The 18,810-nt window shown below is 69.5% G+C and carries 15 protein-coding genes; 6 read left to right on the top strand and 9 right to left on the bottom strand.

Going from position 1 to position 18,810, the window contains the following annotated elements:
* The first annotated feature begins 47 nt into the window (after nucleotides 1–47).
* Genes POL67_RS00950 through POL67_RS00940 form a run of 3 tightly spaced genes read left to right on the top strand, consistent with a single transcriptional unit; the run spans nucleotide 48 to nucleotide 3,341 of the window.
* Nucleotides 48–1,547, top strand: a complete 1,500-nt coding sequence (locus POL67_RS00950; RefSeq protein ID WP_271914505.1) for a phytoene desaturase — start codon at nucleotides 48–50, stop codon at nucleotides 1,545–1,547.
* The gene (locus POL67_RS00945; protein WP_271914502.1) at nucleotides 1,528–2,547 is read left to right on the top strand and encodes a phytoene/squalene synthase family protein; all 1,020 of its coding nucleotides are present in this window, start codon (nucleotides 1,528–1,530) and stop codon (nucleotides 2,545–2,547) included. The genes POL67_RS00950 and POL67_RS00945 overlap by 20 nt, the downstream gene beginning before the upstream one ends.
* Nucleotides 2,544–3,341, top strand: a complete 798-nt coding sequence (locus POL67_RS00940; RefSeq protein ID WP_271914499.1) for a lysophospholipid acyltransferase family protein — start codon at nucleotides 2,544–2,546, stop codon at nucleotides 3,339–3,341. The genes POL67_RS00945 and POL67_RS00940 overlap by 4 nt, the downstream gene beginning before the upstream one ends.
* On the opposite strand, the gene POL67_RS00935 is transcribed toward POL67_RS00940, so the two are convergent.
* From POL67_RS00935 to crtD, 4 genes are all read right to left on the bottom strand, one after another.
* Nucleotides 3,304–4,179 (bottom strand): STAS domain-containing protein, encoded by an 876-nt coding sequence (locus tag POL67_RS00935; protein WP_271914496.1) that lies wholly within the window; start codon nucleotides 4,177–4,179, stop codon nucleotides 3,304–3,306. The genes POL67_RS00940 and POL67_RS00935 overlap by 38 nt on opposite strands.
* 181 nt (nucleotides 4,180–4,360) lie before the next feature.
* Nucleotides 4,361–5,554, bottom strand: a complete 1,194-nt coding sequence (locus POL67_RS00930) for a glycosyltransferase (protein WP_271914494.1) — start codon at nucleotides 5,552–5,554, stop codon at nucleotides 4,361–4,363.
* Nucleotides 5,551–6,504 carry a carotenoid 1,2-hydratase family protein gene (locus tag POL67_RS00925; protein ID WP_271914491.1) on the bottom strand — a complete coding sequence of 318 codons (954 nt, stop codon included), beginning with the start codon at nucleotides 6,502–6,504 and terminating at the stop codon, nucleotides 5,551–5,553. The genes POL67_RS00930 and POL67_RS00925 overlap by 4 nt, the downstream gene beginning before the upstream one ends.
* Entirely contained in the window at nucleotides 6,429–7,961 is a 1,533-nt protein-coding gene (crtD, locus tag POL67_RS00920) for a 1-hydroxycarotenoid 3,4-desaturase CrtD (RefSeq protein WP_271914489.1), read from the bottom strand. The genes POL67_RS00925 and crtD overlap by 76 nt, the downstream gene beginning before the upstream one ends.
* 85 nt (nucleotides 7,962–8,046) lie before the next feature.
* Here crtD and POL67_RS00915 point away from each other — a divergent pair, with 85 nt between their 5' ends.
* Entirely contained in the window at nucleotides 8,047–8,970 is a 924-nt protein-coding gene (locus POL67_RS00915; RefSeq protein ID WP_271914487.1) for a polyprenyl synthetase family protein, read from the top strand.
* A gap of 7 nt (nucleotides 8,971–8,977) precedes the next feature.
* On the opposite strand, the gene POL67_RS00910 is transcribed toward POL67_RS00915, so the two are convergent.
* The 5 genes from POL67_RS00910 to POL67_RS00890 are packed head-to-tail and all read right to left on the bottom strand — an operon-like array spanning nucleotide 8,978 to nucleotide 15,365.
* On the bottom strand, nucleotides 8,978–10,471 hold the full coding sequence (locus POL67_RS00910) for an HTTM domain-containing protein (protein ID WP_271914484.1): 1,494 nt from the start codon (nucleotides 10,469–10,471) through the stop codon (nucleotides 8,978–8,980).
* Nucleotides 10,472–10,475: 4 nt separating this feature from the next.
* The gene (locus POL67_RS00905) at nucleotides 10,476–10,955 is read right to left on the bottom strand and encodes a hypothetical protein (protein WP_271914481.1); all 480 of its coding nucleotides are present in this window, start codon (nucleotides 10,953–10,955) and stop codon (nucleotides 10,476–10,478) included.
* Between the two features lie 31 nt (nucleotides 10,956–10,986).
* Complete coding sequence (locus POL67_RS00900) at nucleotides 10,987–12,339, bottom strand: radical SAM/SPASM domain-containing protein (RefSeq protein ID WP_271914478.1); 1,353 nt, start codon at nucleotides 12,337–12,339, stop codon at nucleotides 10,987–10,989.
* A 33-nt stretch (nucleotides 12,340–12,372) separates the two neighbouring features.
* Entirely contained in the window at nucleotides 12,373–13,983 is a 1,611-nt protein-coding gene (locus POL67_RS00895; protein ID WP_271914476.1) for a sensor histidine kinase, read from the bottom strand.
* 26 nt (nucleotides 13,984–14,009) lie between these two features.
* Nucleotides 14,010–15,365, bottom strand: coding sequence for a GAF domain-containing protein (locus POL67_RS00890; protein ID WP_271914473.1), 1,356 nt, complete (start codon nucleotides 15,363–15,365; stop codon nucleotides 14,010–14,012).
* 282 nt (nucleotides 15,366–15,647) lie between these two features.
* Here POL67_RS00890 and POL67_RS00885 point away from each other — a divergent pair, with 282 nt between their 5' ends.
* Nucleotides 15,648–17,849: a hypothetical protein gene (locus POL67_RS00885; RefSeq protein ID WP_271914470.1), complete on the top strand. Its 2,202-nt coding sequence runs from the start codon at nucleotides 15,648–15,650 to the stop codon at nucleotides 17,847–17,849.
* A complete protein-coding gene (locus POL67_RS00880) occupies nucleotides 17,849–18,745 on the top strand; it encodes an SUMF1/EgtB/PvdO family nonheme iron enzyme (protein ID WP_271914467.1) in 897 nt (298 codons plus the stop codon). The genes POL67_RS00885 and POL67_RS00880 overlap by 1 nt, the downstream gene beginning before the upstream one ends.
* Nucleotides 18,746–18,810: the final 65 nt, after the last annotated feature.

Here is an 18,810-nt window from a genome sequence, read left to right as displayed (position 1 = left end):
CCAAGAGAAACCTTTGTCAAACTTGATACAGACCTTATATTGTCCGCATGCAAGGTTCAACCCCCAAGCCTCACGCGGTCGTCATCGGCAGCGGTTTTGGTGGCCTGGCTGCGGCGGTCCGCCTGGGCGCGCGTGGCTACCGGGTGACGGTGCTGGAGAAGCTCGATGCTCCGGGCGGACGAGCCTATGTCCACCGAATCAACGGCTTTACCTTCGACGCGGGGCCGACGGTGATCACGGCGCCCTTCTTGCTCGAAGAGTTATGGACGCTCGCGGGCCGGCGCATGAGCGACGACATCGACATGCGGCCGGTGACCCCCTTCTACCGCATCCGGTTCCACGACGGGGCCGTGTTCGACTACACGGGGGACGCCGCGGCGATGCGCAAAGAGGTCGCAGCGCTCGCGCCGGGGGACGTGGAGGGCTACGAGCGGTTCCTCCGCACGAGTGAGGAGATCTTCCGCGTGGGCTTCGAAGAGCTCGCGCACGTGCCGTTCGGCTCGTGGTGGGACATGGCGAAGATCGTCCCCGCCATGATGAAGCTCGAGAGTTATCGCTCGGTCTACAACCTCGTCGCCAAGCACGTGAAGGACGACCGGCTGCGGCAGGTGATGAGCTTCCACCCGCTGCTCGTCGGGGGAAACCCGTTCTCGACGACCTCGATCTACACGCTGATCGCATTCCTGGAGCGCAAGTGGGGCGTGCATTTCCCGATGGGTGGGACGGGCGCGCTCGTGAAGGGGCTCGTGCGCCTCATCGAGGGCCAGGGCGGCGAGGTCCGCTGCAACGCGGAGGTCCGACGCATCCTGCTCGACGGGCGAAGGGCGCGCGGCGTGGAGCTCGAGAGCGGCGAGCGCATCGAGGCCGAGGTGGTGGTTTCGAATGCGGATTCGGCCTGGACCTATCGGCACCTCGTCGACGACAACGTCCGCAAGCGCTGGACGAACGACCGTTTGGAGAAGCAACGATATTCGATGGGGCTCTTCGTCTGGTACTTCGGGACGAAGCGAAAATACGAGGACGTCGCACATCACACGATCTGCCTCGGTCCGCGTTACGAGGGGCTCTTGGACGACATCTTCCAGAGGCACGTGCTGGCGGATGATTTCAGCCTTTATTTGCACCGGCCGACGGCGACGGATCCGTCGCTCGCGCCCGAGGGCTGCGACACGTTTTACGTGCTCTCGCCCGTGCCAAACCTGGCGAGCGGGACGAACTGGGAGAAAGAAGCGGAGCCCTATCGGAAGAGGGTCGAGCGGTACCTCGCAACGACGCTGATGCCCGGGCTCGAAAAGGAGATCGTGGCCTCGCGGGTGACGCATCCGCAGGAGTTCCAGGACCGGCTGCTCTCGTTCCGCGGCGCAGCCTTCGGAATGGAGCCGGTGCTGATGCAAAGCGCGTTCTTCCGGCCGCACAACGAGAGCGAGGACGTAGAGCGGCTTTACATCGTGGGCGCAGGGACCCATCCAGGCGCGGGTCTCCCAGGCGTGCTTTCTTCGGCGCGGGTGCTCGACAGGGTGGTGCCCGATGCTTCCTCGCTCCATTGAACCCGCCATGCCCCTCGGCGCGCCGCTTCTCCTGTCGCCAGCCGAGCGCACGGCCTCGGCCGACGATCTCGCCGCGTGCCGGGAGCTTTTGCGAAAAGGCTCGAAGAGCTTCTTCGCCGCGTCGCTGCTCCTGCCGAAGCGGGTGCGCGTGCCCATGCTGCCGGTCTACGCGTTCTGCCGCGTGGCCGACGACGTGGTCGATCAGGCGAGCGAGCCCGGCGCAGTGGAGGCGCTGCAAGCGCGGCTCGCCGCGGCGTACGAGGGCAAACCCCACGATTCGCCGGTCGACCGGGCCTTCTCGGACGTGGCGCGCGCGCACGAGCTGCCGCGCGCTGTGATGGAAGGGCTCATCGAGGGGTTCGCTTGGGACGCCGCGGGGCGGCGGTACGAGACGTTGTCGGATTTGCATGCGTACTGCGCGCGTGTCGCCGCGACGGTCGGTGTGATCATGAGCGTGCTCATGGGCGTGCGAGACCCGAAAGCGCTCGCGCGCGCGTGTGACCTCGGCGTCGCCATGCAGCTCACGAACATCGCGCGCGACGTGGGCGAGGACGCGCGAAACGGGCGCGTGTACCTGCCCCTCGCGTGGCTGGAAGAGGCCGAGATCGACGTGGCGAAATGGGTCGCGCGGCCCGCGTTCACCGCGGCGCTCGGCGGCGTGGTGGAGCGGCTCTTGCGCCAAGCGTCGGTGCTCTACGCCCGCGCGGACCTCGGAATCACGATGCTGCCGCGCGACTGTCGGGCCTCGATCCGCGCGGCGAGCTTGATCTATTCGGACATCGGGCGCGTGGTCGAGGGCGCGGGCTTCGACTCCGTGACGAGCCGCGCCTACGTGCCGCTCGGGCGCAAGCTCTGGCTGCTTTTGCGCGCGCTCGCCGCGCCCACGCCGCGAGTGCCGCTCCCGCGCGTCGCCAGCGATACGCAGGTCGATCCGCCGGCGCTGCCCGAGGTGCAGTTCCTCGTCGACGCCTGCGCGCGCTCGAACCGCAGGGGTCGATGATCCCTGCACGCAAGGTGTCCTGGTTCAACACCTGGTTCTCGGCCCACGCGCGCTCGCGGATCCAGGCGACGTTCGGCGAGGTGCGCGTGCAGGGGCTCGATCGGGCGCGGGCGCTCGCGAAGGAGGCGCCGCTGCTCGTCGTCTCGAACCACACGTCGTGGTGGGATCCGCTCGTCGCGATGCACGTCTCGACGCATCTGCTCGGCACGGACGGCTACGCGATGATGGACGCGAAAAACCTCCGGCGCCTGCCGTTCTTCGCGCTCGTCGGCGCGTTCGGCGTGGACCTCGACAAACCCGCGGACGGCGCGCTCGGGATGCGCCACGCGGCGCGGCTGCTCGATACACCGGGCAAGCTCGTGTGGGTGTATCCGCAAGGGCAGGAGCGGCCGATCACGGAGAGGCCGCTCGGGTTTCGGCCTGGCTCGGCGGAGATCGCGCGGGTCTCGCGCAAGGCGCGCACGGTGCCGGTGGGGCTCCGGTACGAGTTTGGCGGAACGGAGCGGCCGACGTTGTGGCTCTCGTTCGGCGAGCCCGTGCCAGCCGAGCGGGACACGACGAAGGGCCGCGCGGCGCAGGAAGCGGCCGTGGAAGCGGAGCTTGTCCGGATCGAGCGCGCTTTGCGTGGCGAGGGCGCGGAAGGCTTCGAGGTGGTATTTCGCGCGGCGCCCTCGCGCATGGGCGGCGTGCTCGAAGCGATGCTCGCCACGATGACGCGGCCGTGGGTGATCCGGGCGCCGAAGTCCGCGCCGCCGCTCAGCGCCGGGGACGCGCGTCCCTCATCGCGGCCTTGATCGCCTCGCGCAGGTTGCTCCGCACGGTCGTCTTCGTGAGGTCGGCGCCGAGCGCGACGAGCGTCTGCGCCACGGCGGGGCGAACGCCCGTGATGATGCTTTGTGCCCCAAGGAGAGACGTGGCGCGGATGATGCGCAGGAGGTGATCGGCGGTCGCGTCGTCGACGGTCTCGACGCCGGTGAGGTCGAGGATCACCTGCGCCACGCCGAGCGAGACGACGGTCTGAAGGAGGCGCTCGGTGATGTCCGCGGCGCGCGTCTCGTCGAGCTGACCCACGACGGGGAGCGCGAGCACGCCGTCCCATACCTGGATGATCGGCGCGGACATGGAGTGGATCGTCGAGCGCTGCTGCTCGATGATCGCGAGTTTTTCCTGGAGCTCGATCTCGCGCCGCTTCTTCTCGTTGATGTCCTGGAAGGCGCCGAAGATCCGCACGACCTTGCCCTCCTCCACCTGCGCGTGGCCAGCCGCGCGCACCCAGAGCCTGCGCTTCTGGTAGGTGAGCAACTCGAGCTCGAGGTCGAACGGCTCGGCCTCGCCCACGCACCGCTCGACCGCCTGGGAGATCGTCGGGACCCACTCGGGCGCGTAGAAGTCGATCGCGCTCGAAAGGTCCGGCGCGAAGCCGGGCGGCGTCTCGTGGATGCGGTAGGTCTCCTCGGTCCAGAAGAGCTGGTTCGAGCGGCAATCGAGCTCCCAGCCGCCGACCTTCGCGAGCGCCTGCGTCTGCTGCAGGAGGATGACGGTGCGCCGGATCGTGTCGTCGCTCAGGGTGCTCGGGTCGACGTCACGACCGATGGAGTCCTCGCGGCGCGCATACTGGGCAGGCTGGTTCATGGGTCCTCAAACGATTTGAAGGCGCAACGACCACCGAGCCCCCCGACAGAGCATCATCGATACCACGAACCGTCGCCGTCGTGGCAGAGCCGAGCGATGCGATCCATCCGAGAAAAGGCGCCAATTTTTGGACGATCGCCTCGCGTCGTCGTCGATACCGAGATTCCCCCGAGGGCCGATCTCACGGTTTCACGGCAGAGGGCTGACGCAAAAGGCCGGCACGGTCGACGACGAGGACACGGTCCCGCCACAGGACCGTACGAGATCGTAGAGCACGCGCGAACGCGAAGGCGAGCACGACGTCGGCGAGAACGGCATCCCGCAACGCAGAGGCGAGGCCCAGCGTGCGCCCCGCAGCCTGCGCGGCGACGAGCGCGATGACGAGACGCGCGAGCAGCGCGAGCAGCGCGGCGGAAAGGGCGACCTGCGGGACGACGAAGGCAAACGCGGCCGCGAGCAAGACGATGGGCCAGGTGGCGAAGAAGAGCGCGGGGTAGCTCCACAGGAGGAGCGGGCGCTGCGCACGGATCACCGTGAGCCACCGGGAGAAGCGGGCGATCACGGCCTCCCACGATCGTCCCTCGGCGAGCGAGCGCGCCACGATCGGCACGGCCACGACCGTGCCGCCCTTCGCGCGGACGCGCCGCGCGATCTCCATGTCCTCGCCGAGGTAGTCGACGAGTGAGCCAAAGCCGCCGATCGCGGCGAGCGCGCTCGCGCGGATGGCGAAGAGCTTGCCGACGAGGCCACGCGGATCGAGGCGCGCGAGGAGCGGGAAGGCGTGGAGCGAAGCGCCGAGGACGGCCGCGGAGGCGTGATCGCCGAGCGTCCGCGGAGGCGCATGCTCGGCCGGCGGCGCCCACGCGACCCACGCAGGCGAGGCGCCGACGAGCGGCGCGACGAGGACATCGAGGTCGACCCCGGCGAGATCGACATCGCTGTCGGTGACGATCAGGAGGTCGGCGCCCTCGGCCGCGGCCGCGAGCTGCGCAGCCTTGCGGTTCGGTCCACCGCCGCCGGTGAAGACGATCTCGGCCTCGATCCCGGCACACGTGAGCACCTCGGCAGCCCTGCGCGCCGCGGGCAAGGCGAGGTCGGATGCCTCCTCGATCGCGAAGCGGCACCGGACGTCGAAGGAGCGCTTCGCGCGGGCGAGCGAGGCGAGCGTACGTTCGAGCGAGGGCTCGCTGCCCGCGCACGGGCGCACGACGAGGACGGTGAGGTTTTCCTTTTGGACGGCCGCCTCCGCGCCTTCCCGGCGGGCGGCGCGCGGGGCGAAGGTCGCGCGCCGGACGGCTTCGAGCGAGGTCGACGCGACCGCGAAGGACCAGCCGAAGAGCAGGAAACCGAGGAGGCTTGGAACGTCCGTCGTCATGGCGAGACGCGTCGCATCCGATACGGCAGCATGAACTGCACCACCCGGGTCCGGAACCGATCGAGCGAGAGCGCCTCGTGCACGCCGTGCGCCTGTTCGCCGAGGTAACGGCCCGAGAGCTGCGAGCGCGCGTAAAACGGCGTGTCTTCGAGCGTGCGCACGAGCCGCGGGGACGTGCCCGGATCGACCCGCACGGGCCGCTCCATCCCCCACAGCGTGCGCGGCGCGCGCGCGAGGGCGAGCGGTTCGAGCGGCTCGGACCGTCCGTCAGCGCCGAAGCTGTGCTGGATGAGATCACGGGTTCCATCACGACGAACCGAGTCGTACGTCACGACCGTGCGGCGCCGCGTGGTGGCGCGGCTCCAGTTCCAGCCGGTGAAGCCGTCTTCGAGCGGCTCGCTGCCGAAGTTCGAGTCGACGTACGCCATGCCCGTCCAGCGCGTGCTCTCGGGACGGCGGATGTCGACTTCGGCGCGGGCGATCGGCGCGATCGGGGCCCAGCGGTGGCGGCCGTGCGTGTCGAGGACGAACGACTCGTGGGCGAGCGCGAGCGGATGAATCCGCACGGTGCCGGAGACGCGGCCGGGCAGCGGCGCTGTCTCCTCGTCGAAGCGGACGAGGAACGTGTCGTCCTGCCACTCCATCGAACTCGTGCCGATGACGAGCGACGTGCGATACCGGCGCACGTCGGTCCCGCCGCGCTCGGTGAACGACCACGCATCACGCTGCGGCCCATAAAGCGCGACGTTCATCGAGCAATGGGCGAGCGGGTCGGCGAGGCCGCGCTTGCGTGCGGCCGCATAAAACGGCGAAAAGACGCTCCCGAGCAGGCCGATGATGGTGACGCCGCTGCGGCCGTCGTCGCTGAGCGCGTCTAGATACCACCACCCATAACCGTTTCGCGCGATCGGCTCGTCGAACCGAGGTCCTCGATCACGGCCTTCGCGCACAGGCGCCCGCTCAGCGCCGCCATCGGCACGCCCGCCCCCGGATGCGCGGCTCCACCCGCCAGGTAGAGCCCCGGGATCTTCGTGCGCGACGCCGCCCGTACAAACGGGGACTTCCACCCGTGTGACGCCGGACCGTACAGGGCCCCCCCCGTCGCCGGGAACATGCGATCGAACTCGCTCGGTGTCGTCACGACGGGCGGCGCGGCAAACGGCGGAAAGACGAGACCCGCCCGTTCGAGGAGCGAGAACGCTGCTGTTTCGCATGGCTTGATCTCCGAAGTGGTAAGGGCGCGCTGATCCCCGCGGGCCGGCGCATTGACGAGGCAGAGGAACCGCTCGGGGCCCGAAGGCGCGTGATCCCCGTCGTCGCGATCCTGGGCGCAGACATACACCGTGGGCTCTCGGGGCAAGACACCACGCTCGAAGAGGTCGCGGAACTCCTCGTGATAATCCTTCGAGAAAAAGACGTTGTGGCGCGTGAGCGGATAGGCGCCCCGGGCCTCGGCCACGAACGCCCAGGTGATGGCCGAGAGCGAACGCTCCGCAGGGGCCGGAATCGCACGCTTGCCGGACGCGCCGAGCATTCCCTGGAAGAGCGCCGCGGGGTCTCCATTGTGGACGACGAGGTCGGCCTGGAGGCGCTCGCCCGAGGCGAGGCGCACGCCCGCGGCCCGGTTGCCGGAGACGACGAGCTCCGTCACGTGCTCGCCGCAGCGAATCGTGACCCCGAGGCGCTCGGCCACCCGCGCGAGCGCCTCGGCGACGCGGTACATGCCGCCCTCGACGAGGTAGACGCCGTCGCGCTCGACGTGGGCGATCACGTTGAGCGTGGCCGGCGCGAGGAACGGCGAGGAGCCGCAATACGTGGCGTAGCGGCCGAAGAGCTGGCGCAAACGTGCGTCTTGGAAAAACTCGCCGAGGGCCTTCCAGAGGGTCCGGTGGCCGTCGATGGAGAGCATTCCCTGCAGGCCCAGCGAGCCGACCGCGACCATCGCCGAGCCGAGGCTCGGGCGCTCCGAACACAAAAACGGCTTCTGCACGGTCTCGTAAATGCGCTGCGTGTACGCGCAGAACCGCCGGTATCCCTCGCCCTCGGCGCGGCCGGCGAACGTCGATACGGCCTCGACGGAACGGTCGAGATCGGCGTACAAATCGAGCGTGGGCCCCTCTCCCCAGGCGTGTCGCGCCAGGACCTCCGCCCGCCGAAGGGTGAGCTCAGCGTCGAGCGAGGCTCCCGCCGAAGAAAACACCTCTTCGAGGACCCAACGCATGGTCATGACCGTAGGACCGGCATCAATCGCGCGTCCGTCCACGTCGACCTGCCGCATCTTGCCGCCGACCCTGGGCGCACGTTCGAGGACCACGACATCGATCCCCCGACGAGCCAGCTCCAGCGCCGAAACGAGGCCCCCCACGCCGGCGCCGATCACCACCGCACGGCTCGTCCCGTTCGCCATGAGCCCGTTCCTACAACAACCTTGGACATCTGTCTAGAGTTTGTTCAGCATGGCCCACCAAACCCTTGACAAGGGTTCCACATCCATGGACGATACCTTTCGCATGGACGTCTCCAGTCGCGTCGAGCGCGCTCTGCGCGCTGCCCTCGATCCGATGTACGCCCCGGGCGCCCCGCCCCGCCTCGCGGCCGCCGTCTATCACTCGGTGTTCCCGGCAGGCGCGCGCATCCGGCCGCAGCTCTGCCTGCGCGTCGCCATGGCCTGCGGGGAAGACGTTCCGGGGCTCGCCGACGGGGTCGCCGCGGCCATCGAGCTCATGCATTGCGCGTCGCTCGTCCATGACGATCTGCCCTGCTTCGACGCCGCCCTGACCCGACGCGGACAACCTTCGACACACCGTGCCTTCGGAGAGCCGCTCGCCGTGCTCGCAGGCGATCAGCTCATCACGCTCGCCTTCGAGATCCTGGCCCGCGCGTCGGCCTCTGCGCCGCTGCGGCTGGGAAAACTCGTGACCACGGTCGGCCGCGGCGTGGGCATGCCGTACGGGATCATCGCGGGCCAGGGCTGGGAGAGCGAGCCGAGCATCCCGGCGACGCTCTACCGAAGGGCCAAGACGGGCGCACTTTTCGAGGCCGCTGCGGTGGGCGGCGCCGTCGCGGCCGGCGCCAATACGGAAGAGGCGGAGGCGTGGCGCGGGTTCGGCCAGCGGATCGGCGAGGCCTACCAGATCGCCGACGACATGCTGGACGTGCTCAGCAGCGCGGCGAGCGCAGGCAAACCCGTGGGCCGCGACGCAGCGCTCGGCCGCCCGAACGCAGCGTCCGACCTCGGGCTCGGCGCCTCGACGCACCTCTTCGAACAGCTCGTCGACGCCGCGATCCTGTCGATCCCGGACTGCCCCGGCCGCGAGGATCTCTCGCGCTGGGCCACGCAGGTGGTCGAACGCATCCGCCGCCGCGCCCACGTGGCCATGTCGCAAGGCGCGCAGGCCGAACAACCCGAGGTTTGAAGCGGCCTCAAGGGTGATGGAGAAGCAGCGCCTTCCGTAGATTGCGGGGCGTCGTCTCGCCGGGCGGCGGGGCATCGGCGGAGACCCACCAGACGTCGAGCTCCACGATCCGCTCGGAGGCGGCGAGCCCCTCACGACGGTGCCAGTCGAGCAGCCATCGCGCGAGCGCATCGCGGTAGCGCGCGAAGGGCTCACGCCGCACGTGATAGAAATACTCGCATCGGAGCTGGCTCATCGCGCCCGGCCCGCGCAAGAGCACGTCGAAATCGGGCGGCGCTCCGGTGAGCGGGTCGATGTGCCGACCGGATTCGGTTCGTGCATCCACGACGAAGGTCCCGTCGTGGCGCGGCGCCTCGGGGGCGAATTGGTTCCAGCCCTGAATCAGGCGCAGATAACGGACCGGCGTGGGAAAAGGCGGAGGCACGCGCAGCCACATCGGCACGACGGCATTGTCCTGGGTGATCTGCGCGCCGATCGTGATCATCACGAGGAGCACCGCCGTCTCGCGGAGCGCGCGTGCCCAGCGATGAACGTGTTCTTGAAAGGGCGAAGGAATCGACGACGGGAGGCTCGGCGCCGGGGTCGACCGGGAGAGCCACGCAGAAAAGGTGGCGCGACGGAGCAGGGCGTCGACGGCTACCGGCGGCAACAGCAGCAGGTTGAAGCCGATCATCGCCCAGGAAAAGACGCCCACCGAAAAGAGCGCCGCGATGCCGAGGTGCAGCGCCGTGGTGAGCACGAAGTGGAGCGTCCGCGTGGCGCCTGTCCGCAGCGGAGACAACACGAGCAACGGCGCGCTCCATTCGATGGCGAGCGTGAGCCACGACAGCGCAGGCGATAGCCACGCGGGTTCGTGCAGGCGAAGCACACCCGCGACCGACGTGGTGAGGCGGTGTTGCCAGAGGACATCGTGCACCGCCTCGCCCACGCGCCACGTCGCGCCGCTCTTCTGCACAGCGTTGAGCAGGTAGATCGCGGCGATCTGGAGCGCGAGGGCAAGCACGGCGAGCGAGGTGAAGGCCCTATCGCCCTCAGGCTCTCCACGACGCGCCTTTCGCCAGGCGTCGACGGAATACCGATCGCCGAGCGGGAGGAACGTCGTCCACACGAGCAGCGCCGCCATGGCTGCGTTGCCCGAGTTCTCCAGGAAGAGGTTGCGCGCGCCGAGGCTCGTCCAGACGAGGAGCGCGAGGATCTGCGCAATCCTCGTATGAAAGCCCGCAAATAGCGCGAGATAAACACACGCGAACAGGACGAACGCGAAGGACACCTCGCCCGGCGAGGTGAAGGCGTGCAGGAGCGAGAAGTTCGGGGATGCGAGCGGCGCGAACAGCGACAGGTGGGAAGGCAAGACGCCTTCGTCGCTGTAGAAAAGCGCGAGCTCGGGCAGCCTGCGGCCGAGATCCCCGAGCAGGACCACGCCGAGGTAGATCCGAAACAGACCCAGCAGGCGCCGATCGATCGAGAAATACGACGCCCGGATGGATCCGGGTTCGGTCATCGCATCACTTGCTGCCGGAGCCGCCGTCGCCGCCGGAGCCACCGTCGCCGCCGGAGCCACCTGCGCCGCCTTCGCCGCCCACGCCGCCCACGCCACCCACGCCGCCCATGCCGCCGCCGCCCACGCCGGGACCGGTCGTCCAACCCGGGCCGCCGCCGTACGCACCGCCGACACCGGGGCTGCCGCCGAAGCCGCCGCCACCCCAACCGGGGCCGCCGCCGTAGGCGCCACCGACGCTGGGAGAGCCGCCGAAGCCGCCCACGTCACCCGTGCTGGAGCCGTCTTTGACGTCGCTGCCACACGCGGACGCGGCGAGCGTGCTGCCGAACGCGAAGATCATCGCGCGGGTCAGGCGCCCCGTCGGGAGCGTGCGCGCGCGCGATTCCATGTCCTCGGGGACGGTTTGTCCGCAGAACGGGCACGCGGCCTCGGATATGCGGATGTGACGGTTGCAAGAAAGGCAAGGCGCGAATGAAGCTTTCATTCCTTACAGGTCTCCGGACTCGCGCTTCATGTCAAGGCACAACCGGAGCGAGGCCGTAGCGTCGCCGCGCGTCGTCGAGATCGTGCGCGGGCCAGTCCTCCTCGATCAGCTCGAAACGCCCGTGATCGAAGGGCTTGCCCGAGGCTGCCTCCGCGGGGACGAGCCGCTCGCGTCGCCCCTTGCGCAAAAGTTCGAGCGAGCGGTGATGGCAAAATGGGTTGTTGCCGCGTCGCCCAAAGAGCACGTGCGCCGTCCAGCTACAACCGGCCATGCAGGCGTCGCCGTAGTAGCAATCGCCGCAGTGGCCCCACAACTCGTCCACGGTGCGATCACGCGTGAAGCGCAGCGCATCGGTCTGTTCCCAGACCTCTTGCAACGATCGCTCCCGGATGTTGCCGCCCACGTACGCTTGCGACGGTAGCGACGGGCAACCCTTGAGATCGCCGTTGGCCTCGATGCCGAGCAACGTGCGGCCCGCGCCGCAGGAGCCGTTGTATCCCATGGGGAACGAGCCCCGCAGCACGTGCTCGTACGGGCCGAAATAGCCGATGTTGTTGGCGGGCCAGATGCGCAGGCCGTGCTGATCGCCGCGCTCTTTCAAGGCCGCGAGCATCGGCATCACCTCCAGCATCTGCCACGGCTCGAGCAGCACCTCGGGCTGGTCGGCGGCGCGCCCCATGGCGACCGTGATCTGCACCTGCCAGGTGTCGACGCCCGCCGCGATCAACCCGTCGAACACAGCGGGGATCTCGGCGAGGTTGAGGCGGCCGATCTGCGTGTTGGCGTTGACCACGAGGCCCGCCGCCTTCGTGTTCCGGAGCGACTCCATCGCGCTCGCGTGGCTGCCCTTCACGCCGCGCAACATGTCGTGTGTCGCGGCGAGCCCGTCGATCGACACCGACACGCTGCGCACACCCGCGGCCTTCGCGCGCCGCGCGCGTTCCGCGGAGAAACCTCGACCTCCCGTGGTGATCGTGCAGATCATTCCGGCGTCGACGATCGCCTTCGCGATGACGTCCCAATCGTCACGCAGATACGCCTCGCCGCCGATCAGCGTGATTTCCGTGACCTCGAGGTCGCGCATCTGCCGCACGAGGTCGAGCGCCTCCTCGGTGGAGAGCTCCTCGGGTCGCGCTCGCCCAGCGCGTGATCCGCAGTGATGACAGGCGAGATCGCAGCGCAGCGTGATCTCCCAGATCACGTAGATCGGCCGCCAGGCCTGGTCGACGCCACGCGAAGGACCCGCGAGCGGCAAATGACGTCGCGGCGGATCGGCCAGCGGCGCCACGGGGAGCGAACGATTGCGGACGAGGACCGTTCGCGGCGTGAGGAGAGGTGTGGGCACCGGCGGCTCGAAGCCGTCGGCTTCACGGGAAGGGATCAAGGAAGGATCAGAAGCCGAAGACACGCAGCGAGTCTACGCCACGGAGGCAGCCCCTGCGATCGGCAACTTCCGAGGCGCCTGCCCACGGAGCGCCGGAATTCGCAGCACGAACACGCTGCCGCGGCCGTCTTCCGTGATGGGGCTCTTCACCTCGATGCTGCCGCCGTGGCTCTCGGCGATGTGCTTGACCAGCGCGAGCCCGATGCCGCTGCCGCGGATGCGTTGCTCGCCCGCCCCCCGCCCGCGCACGAAGCGCTCGAAGATGCGCTCCTGCTCGTCGGGATCGATCCCGGGGCCACGATCACTCACGCGCACGACGACCGAGCTGTCCTCGGAGGCGACCTCGACGTCGACGCGGCCGCCGTCCTTCGCGTACTTGAAGGCGTTGTCGAGCAGGTTGATGATCGCGAGCTCCATGGCGCGGGCGTCGAGCATCGCCTCGGGCATGTCCTCGGCGCTCACGAGGTGCACGACGATGCCGTCCCGCTCGGCGCGGTAGCGATAGACGTCGACGGCGCGGCCGACGACCTCTTCGAGCTTGCCGGGCGCGAACTCGTACGCGGCCTTTCCGCGCTCGACCTTGGCGAAATCGAGGACGTTCTCGATAAGCGCCGTGAGCCGCTCGCTCTCGCTCACGATGATCTGGAGGTATTGCCTCCGCTTGTCCTCGCTGGCCACACGATCGGCGAGCAGGATCTCGCCGAACATGCGGACGAGCGCGAGCGGCGTCTTGAGCTCGTGCGAGACGTTCGCCACGAAGTCGCTCTTCAGCGCGGCGAGCCTGCGCTCCTTCATCGACGCGAAGATGATGATCGTCACGCCGACGAGCACGACGATCGCCGCGAAGCCGACCATGCCGAGCTCGACCATGCGCTGCCGCTCGACCTTGTCGCCGAGGTCGTCGGCGCTGGTGAGCGCGATCTGGAGGCGCCAGTTGTAGAGCGTCGTCGGGAAGGGGCGGCCGACGGTGAACTCGCCGCCTTTGATGGGCGGGCCGAAGACGATGCGGCCCTCCTCGTCGATGACGTTCATGCGGCTGTTGCCGCGATCGATGTCGCGGTAGAGCCGCGGGAAGACGTCGTGCACGAGGCGCGGGACATCGTGCCAGGCGATGACGAGGTAACGCCGGGCCGCGTAGGTGCGCTGCCAGTAGCTGATCAGGATGCTCTGCTGATCGATGATCTGGTGCAGGTGGCGCAGCTCCTCCGTGTCGCCGTCGAAGTTCAGGCTGGAGAAGAGCCGGCCGAGCAGCAGCCTGCGGAACGCGTCGTCCTCGCGTCCCGGCGCGCGTGAGGCGAACGCGAGCACGTCGCGCGACTCGTGGCTCAGGTCGAGCACCAGGATCGCGCGCACCGTCGGCGTCTCGCGGGAGGCCGTCGGCAACCAGCGGCGCGCGATCGTGTTGAGGTTCGCGATGTCGACGTGCGCCGCGACGACGTTGTCCTGCGCGATGATCAGCTTGTCGAGGCGGTCGACGCGCTCGTCGGCGAGCGTGAGCGTCGCGTCGAAGACGGTCTGCTGGCGGGCCTTCTCGATCTGGAGCGTCGTGCGCAGCGCGATGCCGCCGAGCACGAGGACGGCGAACACGATCGCAGGGACGATCGCGAAATAGAGCAGCCGTTCGCGCAGCCGACGACGCTGCATGGACGGTCCCCCCGCGCGCCGCGCGCCTAGCGCGCCGCCGCCTTGTTCGCCGTGGCCCGGATCTTCTCCGGATCGAGCACGACGCCCTGGATGGTGAGGAACTCGGCGAGCTCCTTGCCGACGTAGGTGAGCGCGTTGCCCTCGGCCGTGGCGTAACGACCGCCGCCCGTGGGGTTCACGATCTCGATGAGGCCGAGCGTCTTGCCGCCGCCGATCGCGGGCGCGCAGGCGATGCTCTTCGGGTCGATGCCGAAGGCCTTCCAGCGCGCGTCGACGGCGCGCGGATCGCGCTGCGCGTCGGTGATGACGAGGGCCTTCTTGTAGGCGATGGCAGCCTGCGCCAGGCCCGCTCGATCGGGCATGCGGGCGAGGAGCCGGTCGTGCTTGCCGCCCTGCTGGCGCACGAGAACGAGCTCGCGTTTCTCGGCGTCGTGGAACCAGACGAGGATGAGCTCGCTCGGGAGCTGCTCCCGGAGGATCGAGACCACGAAGTCGGCGCCTTCGAGCGCGTCGCTCAGGAAGTGCAGATCCGTCGAGGCACCTTCGAGCTCCTTCATCAGCTCTTCGGCGGAGCGAACACGCGCCTTCGGCGGCGTGGACTTCGTGGTCGTCGTGACCGCGGCCTTGATCGCGGGGCTCGACCCGGCTGCCGCGCGCGGAGGCGGCGCCGAGGGCGAACGCGCAGGCGGCGTCGAGACGGACCGCTGCGCGGGCGGCGGCGCCGAGGGCGAACGCGCAGGCGGCGTCGAGACGGACCGCTGCGCCGGAGGCGGCGTCGAGACGGCGCGCTGCGCGGGCGGCGGCGTCGAAGCGGGACGCGGCGCGGCTGCGGCCACGGGCTTGCTCGGCTGCGGCGCCGGCGGACGCACGTCCGGCTCGCCGCGCCAGTCCTTCCACATCAGCGTGACGAGCGGCGCGCGCGCGGGTTTGCCCTCATAGGCGTGATCGAACACGGCGAGGTTCACGAGCACGCCGCGCACGCCTTCGAGCGCCTTCTTCACGGCCTCGAACCGATCCAGCACGACCCGCCGCGCCACGTCGACCGACGTCCCCTCGGGCACGACGTACACGTACTCCCGGTACGTCAGCGACGAGCTCGCCGTGGCGGCCACCTCACGGCTCGAAAGCACACGGTGGTTCGGGAGCGGCGCGGCCGCGGGCGCCGGCGTCGCGCGGGGCGGGGCGGCGACGCGCGGGGGCGCGGTGACGGCCGGCCGGCCCTTCGGCGGCTCGGCTACGGCTTGCCCGCCGGGGGAGAGCTCGGCCGTGTCGGGCGCTTTGCGCACCACGTAGCGGAGCTTCTTTACAGGATCGACGGCCTTGTAACCGTCGTCGAGAAGCTCGATCGAGAAGTTTCCGAGCGACCCGTCGTCCCCGCGCATCGCGCGGGCCTTCCTGCCACTGCGGGGCCTCCACGGTGAGCTTTGCCGGAGGTTCGGCGGAGGGCCCGGCCGACGAGATTTCCACGAACCAGCGCATCGGTCGTCCATTCGGCGTCGGCGCCTTCCGCGACGCTCGAACGCGGTTCTTTTCTACAGGTGCGGCAAGGGCCGGTCAACGCGCGCGCCCTTGGAATTCATGGCCCCCGGGTTCGGCCGGGCCCCGTGCGTCACGACGAGGTCGGCGCGCGGGCCGAACCGGGGATCGTGTAATAAGAGTCCCCCGTGCCCGCCACACTGGACAAAGACGAAGCGGAAGCGGCGGCCCCCCTCGGGGCCCGACGACGCGGCGACACCTACGACCCGGGTTTTTTCGCGCGCGTCCTCGAGAGCTGGCCCGCGATCGACCGCGTGCTCTACCCCGTCTACGCCTCGGCCTGCGTCCTCTACGCGGCCACCGTGTTCTACGGGTACATGCTCGTGCAGACGCGGGGCGGCTGGTCGGCGCCGCTCGACGACGTCTTCATCCACTTCGACTACGCGCGCGCCGCGGCCCGCGGCTTTCCCTTCCAGTGGTCCGAGGGCAACGGCTTCTCCAGCGGCAACACGAGCCTGCTCTACCCGTTCACGCTCTCGCTCGGCTACCTGCTCGGCTTCCGCAGCCTCGACCTCATGGCGTGGGCGGCGCTCATCGCGTGCCTCTCGACCACGTTCTTCCTCGTCGTCGCCGGACGCGCGTGTGAGCCGCTCGGGCGCGCCGCGAAGTACCTCGTGCCCCCGGCCGTGCTCTCGCTCGGCGCCCTCGACTGGTCGCTCTTCAGCGGCATGGAGAACGCGTTCCACCTCGGCGTGTGGGCGCTCATGCTCCTGCCGATCCTCTCGATCGGAGACACGCCCGCCGATCCCCGCGCCGTGCGTCGCGACGGCTTCCTCGCGGGCCTCGCAGGCGCGCTGCTCTACGCGACGCGGCCCGAGTCCGTCGTGTGCATCGCGATCTTCGCGTTCTACGCCGCGCTCGTCGTCTGGAAGCCCCTCGGCCTCCGCGCCGCGTTCGCGACCTTGCTCCGCGCCTCGGTCCCCGGCGCGATCGTCGCCGTGGCGCAGGCCGTGGCGAACCGCGTCTTCACCGGCGAATGGGCGGCGGCCGGCGCGATCGTCAAGCTCGCGCTGAACCACCCCTACATGAACGGGGAGCAGAAGCTCGACGAGTACCTCTCGCACCTGAAGTACGTCGTCCTCCGCAACACGCAGCACCACTTCGCCGACTGGATCCCCGGCCAGAACCTCCCCTGGGGCTGGATCGTCCCCCTCGTCGCGCTCCTCCCCTTCTTCTCGAAGAAGACGCGCGGGATCGCCGCGATGCTCTGGGCGCAGGTCGCGGGCTGGCTCCTGCTCGTCTCGCTGAACGGCCAGGTCCGCTGGCAAAACGAGCGCTACACGATGAGCGCCGTCGCGTGGCTGTTCATCCTCGCCGCGATGGGCCTCGGCGTGCTCCTCACGCCCGCGCTCGAAGCGACGCGGCGCGCGCGGGGCCTCCTTGCGTTGCGGATCGCGATCGCGTGCGGCGTGGTCGTCCTCTACGGCGTCCACCAGGCGCCGAACATGCGCGACCAGATCTGGTTCTTCGGCCGCGCGAGCCGCAACATCCGCGACCAGCACGTGGTCGCGGGCAAGGTGCTCGCCGAGCGCAAGGCCAAGCGCGTGCTCGTCGGCGACGCGGGCGCGCTCATGTATGCGTCGGACCTGCCTGGCCTCGACATCATCGGCCTCGGCGGCTACCACGACCTGCCTTTCGCGCGCGCTGGCGTGAACGGCCTCGGCGCCACGATCGAGCTCCTCGAGCGCATCCCGCCCGAGGATCGGCCCGACCACATGGCCATCTACCCGTCGTGGTGGGGCGACCTCCCCGGCCTCTTTGGCCGCCGCCTCGTCGGCGTGCCCGTCGTCGGCAACGTCATCTGCGGCGGCGCCGAGAAGGTCATCTACAAGGCCGACTGGAGCGCGCTCGACAGAAACGGCTGGCCCCGCACGCAGCGGGAAGGCGAGCGCGTGATCGACGAGCTCGACGTCGCGGATCTCGTCAACGAAAAGGCCCACGGCTACAACTTCCCGCGCCCCGGCAAGGGCTTCGTCGTGCACCGCGTCCTGCCCGAGCCTGGCCAGCGCCTGCGCGAGCTCTTCGACGCCGGCCGCATCGTCCCGCACGGCGAGCCCGAGCTCGCCATGATGAACGCGCCGAAGCGCGGCGGCCGGCTCGTCGTGCGCACCGTCGCGGGCCGGCAAGTCGCGGCCGAGGTCCGCGTCGACGGCCGCCTCCTCGGCAAGCTCGAAGCGCGCCCTGGGCCCACGTGGACCGAGCCGAGCATCGACCTCCCGGCGGACCTCCCGCCGCGTTTCCAGCTCGCGATCACGCCCGTCGAGGGCGAGTGGATCACGTACCACGCGTGGATCCTGGAGGACGGCGGAGCGCCGTCGGCGGGACGCTGATGCAATCCCTGACGAGCATCCCGCTCGGCCTCTTGCTCGCCGTCGCCCTGACTGGCTGCGGCCGGACGGATGCGGAGAACGCGAGGCGCTTGGCGGTCTCGCCGCGGGGCGCGCGCCTGGTCTCGATCCCAGGCGCGACCTTCTCGTTCCGCGAATCGATGGCCACGAACCGCACCGTCGTCACGGTGCAACCCTTCCAGATCGAAGCGACGGAGGTAACGGTCTCCGGGTATGCCGCGTGTGTCGGCGCGAAGGCGTGTCTCGTGCCTGCCGGCGAAGGCCGCGTCGAGAAGTTCCACGAGCCGATGTGCAACTGGGGCAAGCCTGGCCGCGGCGATCACCCGATCAATTGCGTGAGCCCGTCCGAAGCGGAGGCCTACTGCAAGTGGAACGGCGGCCGCCGCCTGCCGACGATTTACGAGGCGTACTGGGCCGCGCTCGGCGACGCGCGCATGAGCGAATCGGAGCGGCTCGGCGAGCGGCACCGCACCTATCCGTGGGGCCGCGACGAGCCGGAGAAGATCGAGCATTGCTGGCAACGCGGCGCGATGGGCGGGACGCAGGGCGGCGTGGTCTCCCCGATCACGAGCAGCGCGCCGCCGGTCGCCGTGGATCTCGGCACGTGCCCGGTCGCGAGTTACACGGGGGATCGGAGTCCCTTCGGGCTTTACGATACGGCGGGGAACGTGGCGGAGTTCGTGTTCGACCCGAAGCCGATCACGTGCATTTCGATGGAAGGCGAGCTCCCGTGTCCGCGGGAAAAGATGTTCCGCGTGACGGGAGGGACCTGGCACGATCACGGGCTCATGGGCAACCAGTCGCCGGCGGACAACCATCCCGTCGCGAGCGAGCGGCACCCTTGGTATGGGTTTCGGTGTGTGGCGGGGGCGACCTGATTCCGCGTACAGCTCCCCTTCTGCGCATCGAACGGAGCCAGGCGAATGGGCGTCGCGACGGGTGA

The organism is Polyangium mundeleinium (assembly GCF_028369105.1).
GTDB lineage: Bacteria > Myxococcota_A > Polyangia > Polyangiales > Polyangiaceae > Polyangium > Polyangium mundeleinium.
Note: the sequence above shows the minus strand (reverse complement) of the source record. Positions and strands in the feature narration are given on the sequence as shown.

Bases quoted from the DNA above. Each gene is read 5' to 3' on its own strand.
- POL67_RS00890 (WP_271914473.1), bottom strand. From the start codon at position 15,365: ATGCGCGGGGACGACGGGTCGCTCGGAAACTTCTCGATCGAGCTTCTC.
- crtD (WP_271914489.1), bottom strand. From the start codon at position 7,961: ATGGCGAACGGGACGAGCCGTGCGGTGGTGATCGGCGCCGGCGTGGGG.
- POL67_RS00915 (WP_271914487.1), top strand. From the start codon at position 8,047: ATGGACGATACCTTTCGCATGGACGTCTCCAGTCGCGTCGAGCGCGCT.
- POL67_RS00930 (WP_271914494.1), bottom strand. From the start codon at position 5,554: ATGACGACGGACGTTCCAAGCCTCCTCGGTTTCCTGCTCTTCGGCTGG.
- POL67_RS00895 (WP_271914476.1), bottom strand. From the start codon at position 13,983: ATGCAGCGTCGTCGGCTGCGCGAACGGCTGCTCTATTTCGCGATCGTC.
- POL67_RS00940 (WP_271914499.1), top strand. From the start codon at position 2,544: ATGATCCCTGCACGCAAGGTGTCCTGGTTCAACACCTGGTTCTCGGCC.
- POL67_RS00880 (WP_271914467.1), top strand. From the start codon at position 17,849: ATGCAATCCCTGACGAGCATCCCGCTCGGCCTCTTGCTCGCCGTCGCC.
- POL67_RS00945 (WP_271914502.1), top strand. From the start codon at position 1,528: ATGCTTCCTCGCTCCATTGAACCCGCCATGCCCCTCGGCGCGCCGCTT.
- POL67_RS00950 (WP_271914505.1), top strand. From the start codon at position 48: ATGCAAGGTTCAACCCCCAAGCCTCACGCGGTCGTCATCGGCAGCGGT.
- POL67_RS00905 (WP_271914481.1), bottom strand. From the start codon at position 10,955: ATGAAAGCTTCATTCGCGCCTTGCCTTTCTTGCAACCGTCACATCCGC.
- POL67_RS00910 (WP_271914484.1), bottom strand. From the start codon at position 10,471: ATGACCGAACCCGGATCCATCCGGGCGTCGTATTTCTCGATCGATCGG.
- POL67_RS00935 (WP_271914496.1), bottom strand. From the start codon at position 4,179: ATGAACCAGCCTGCCCAGTATGCGCGCCGCGAGGACTCCATCGGTCGT.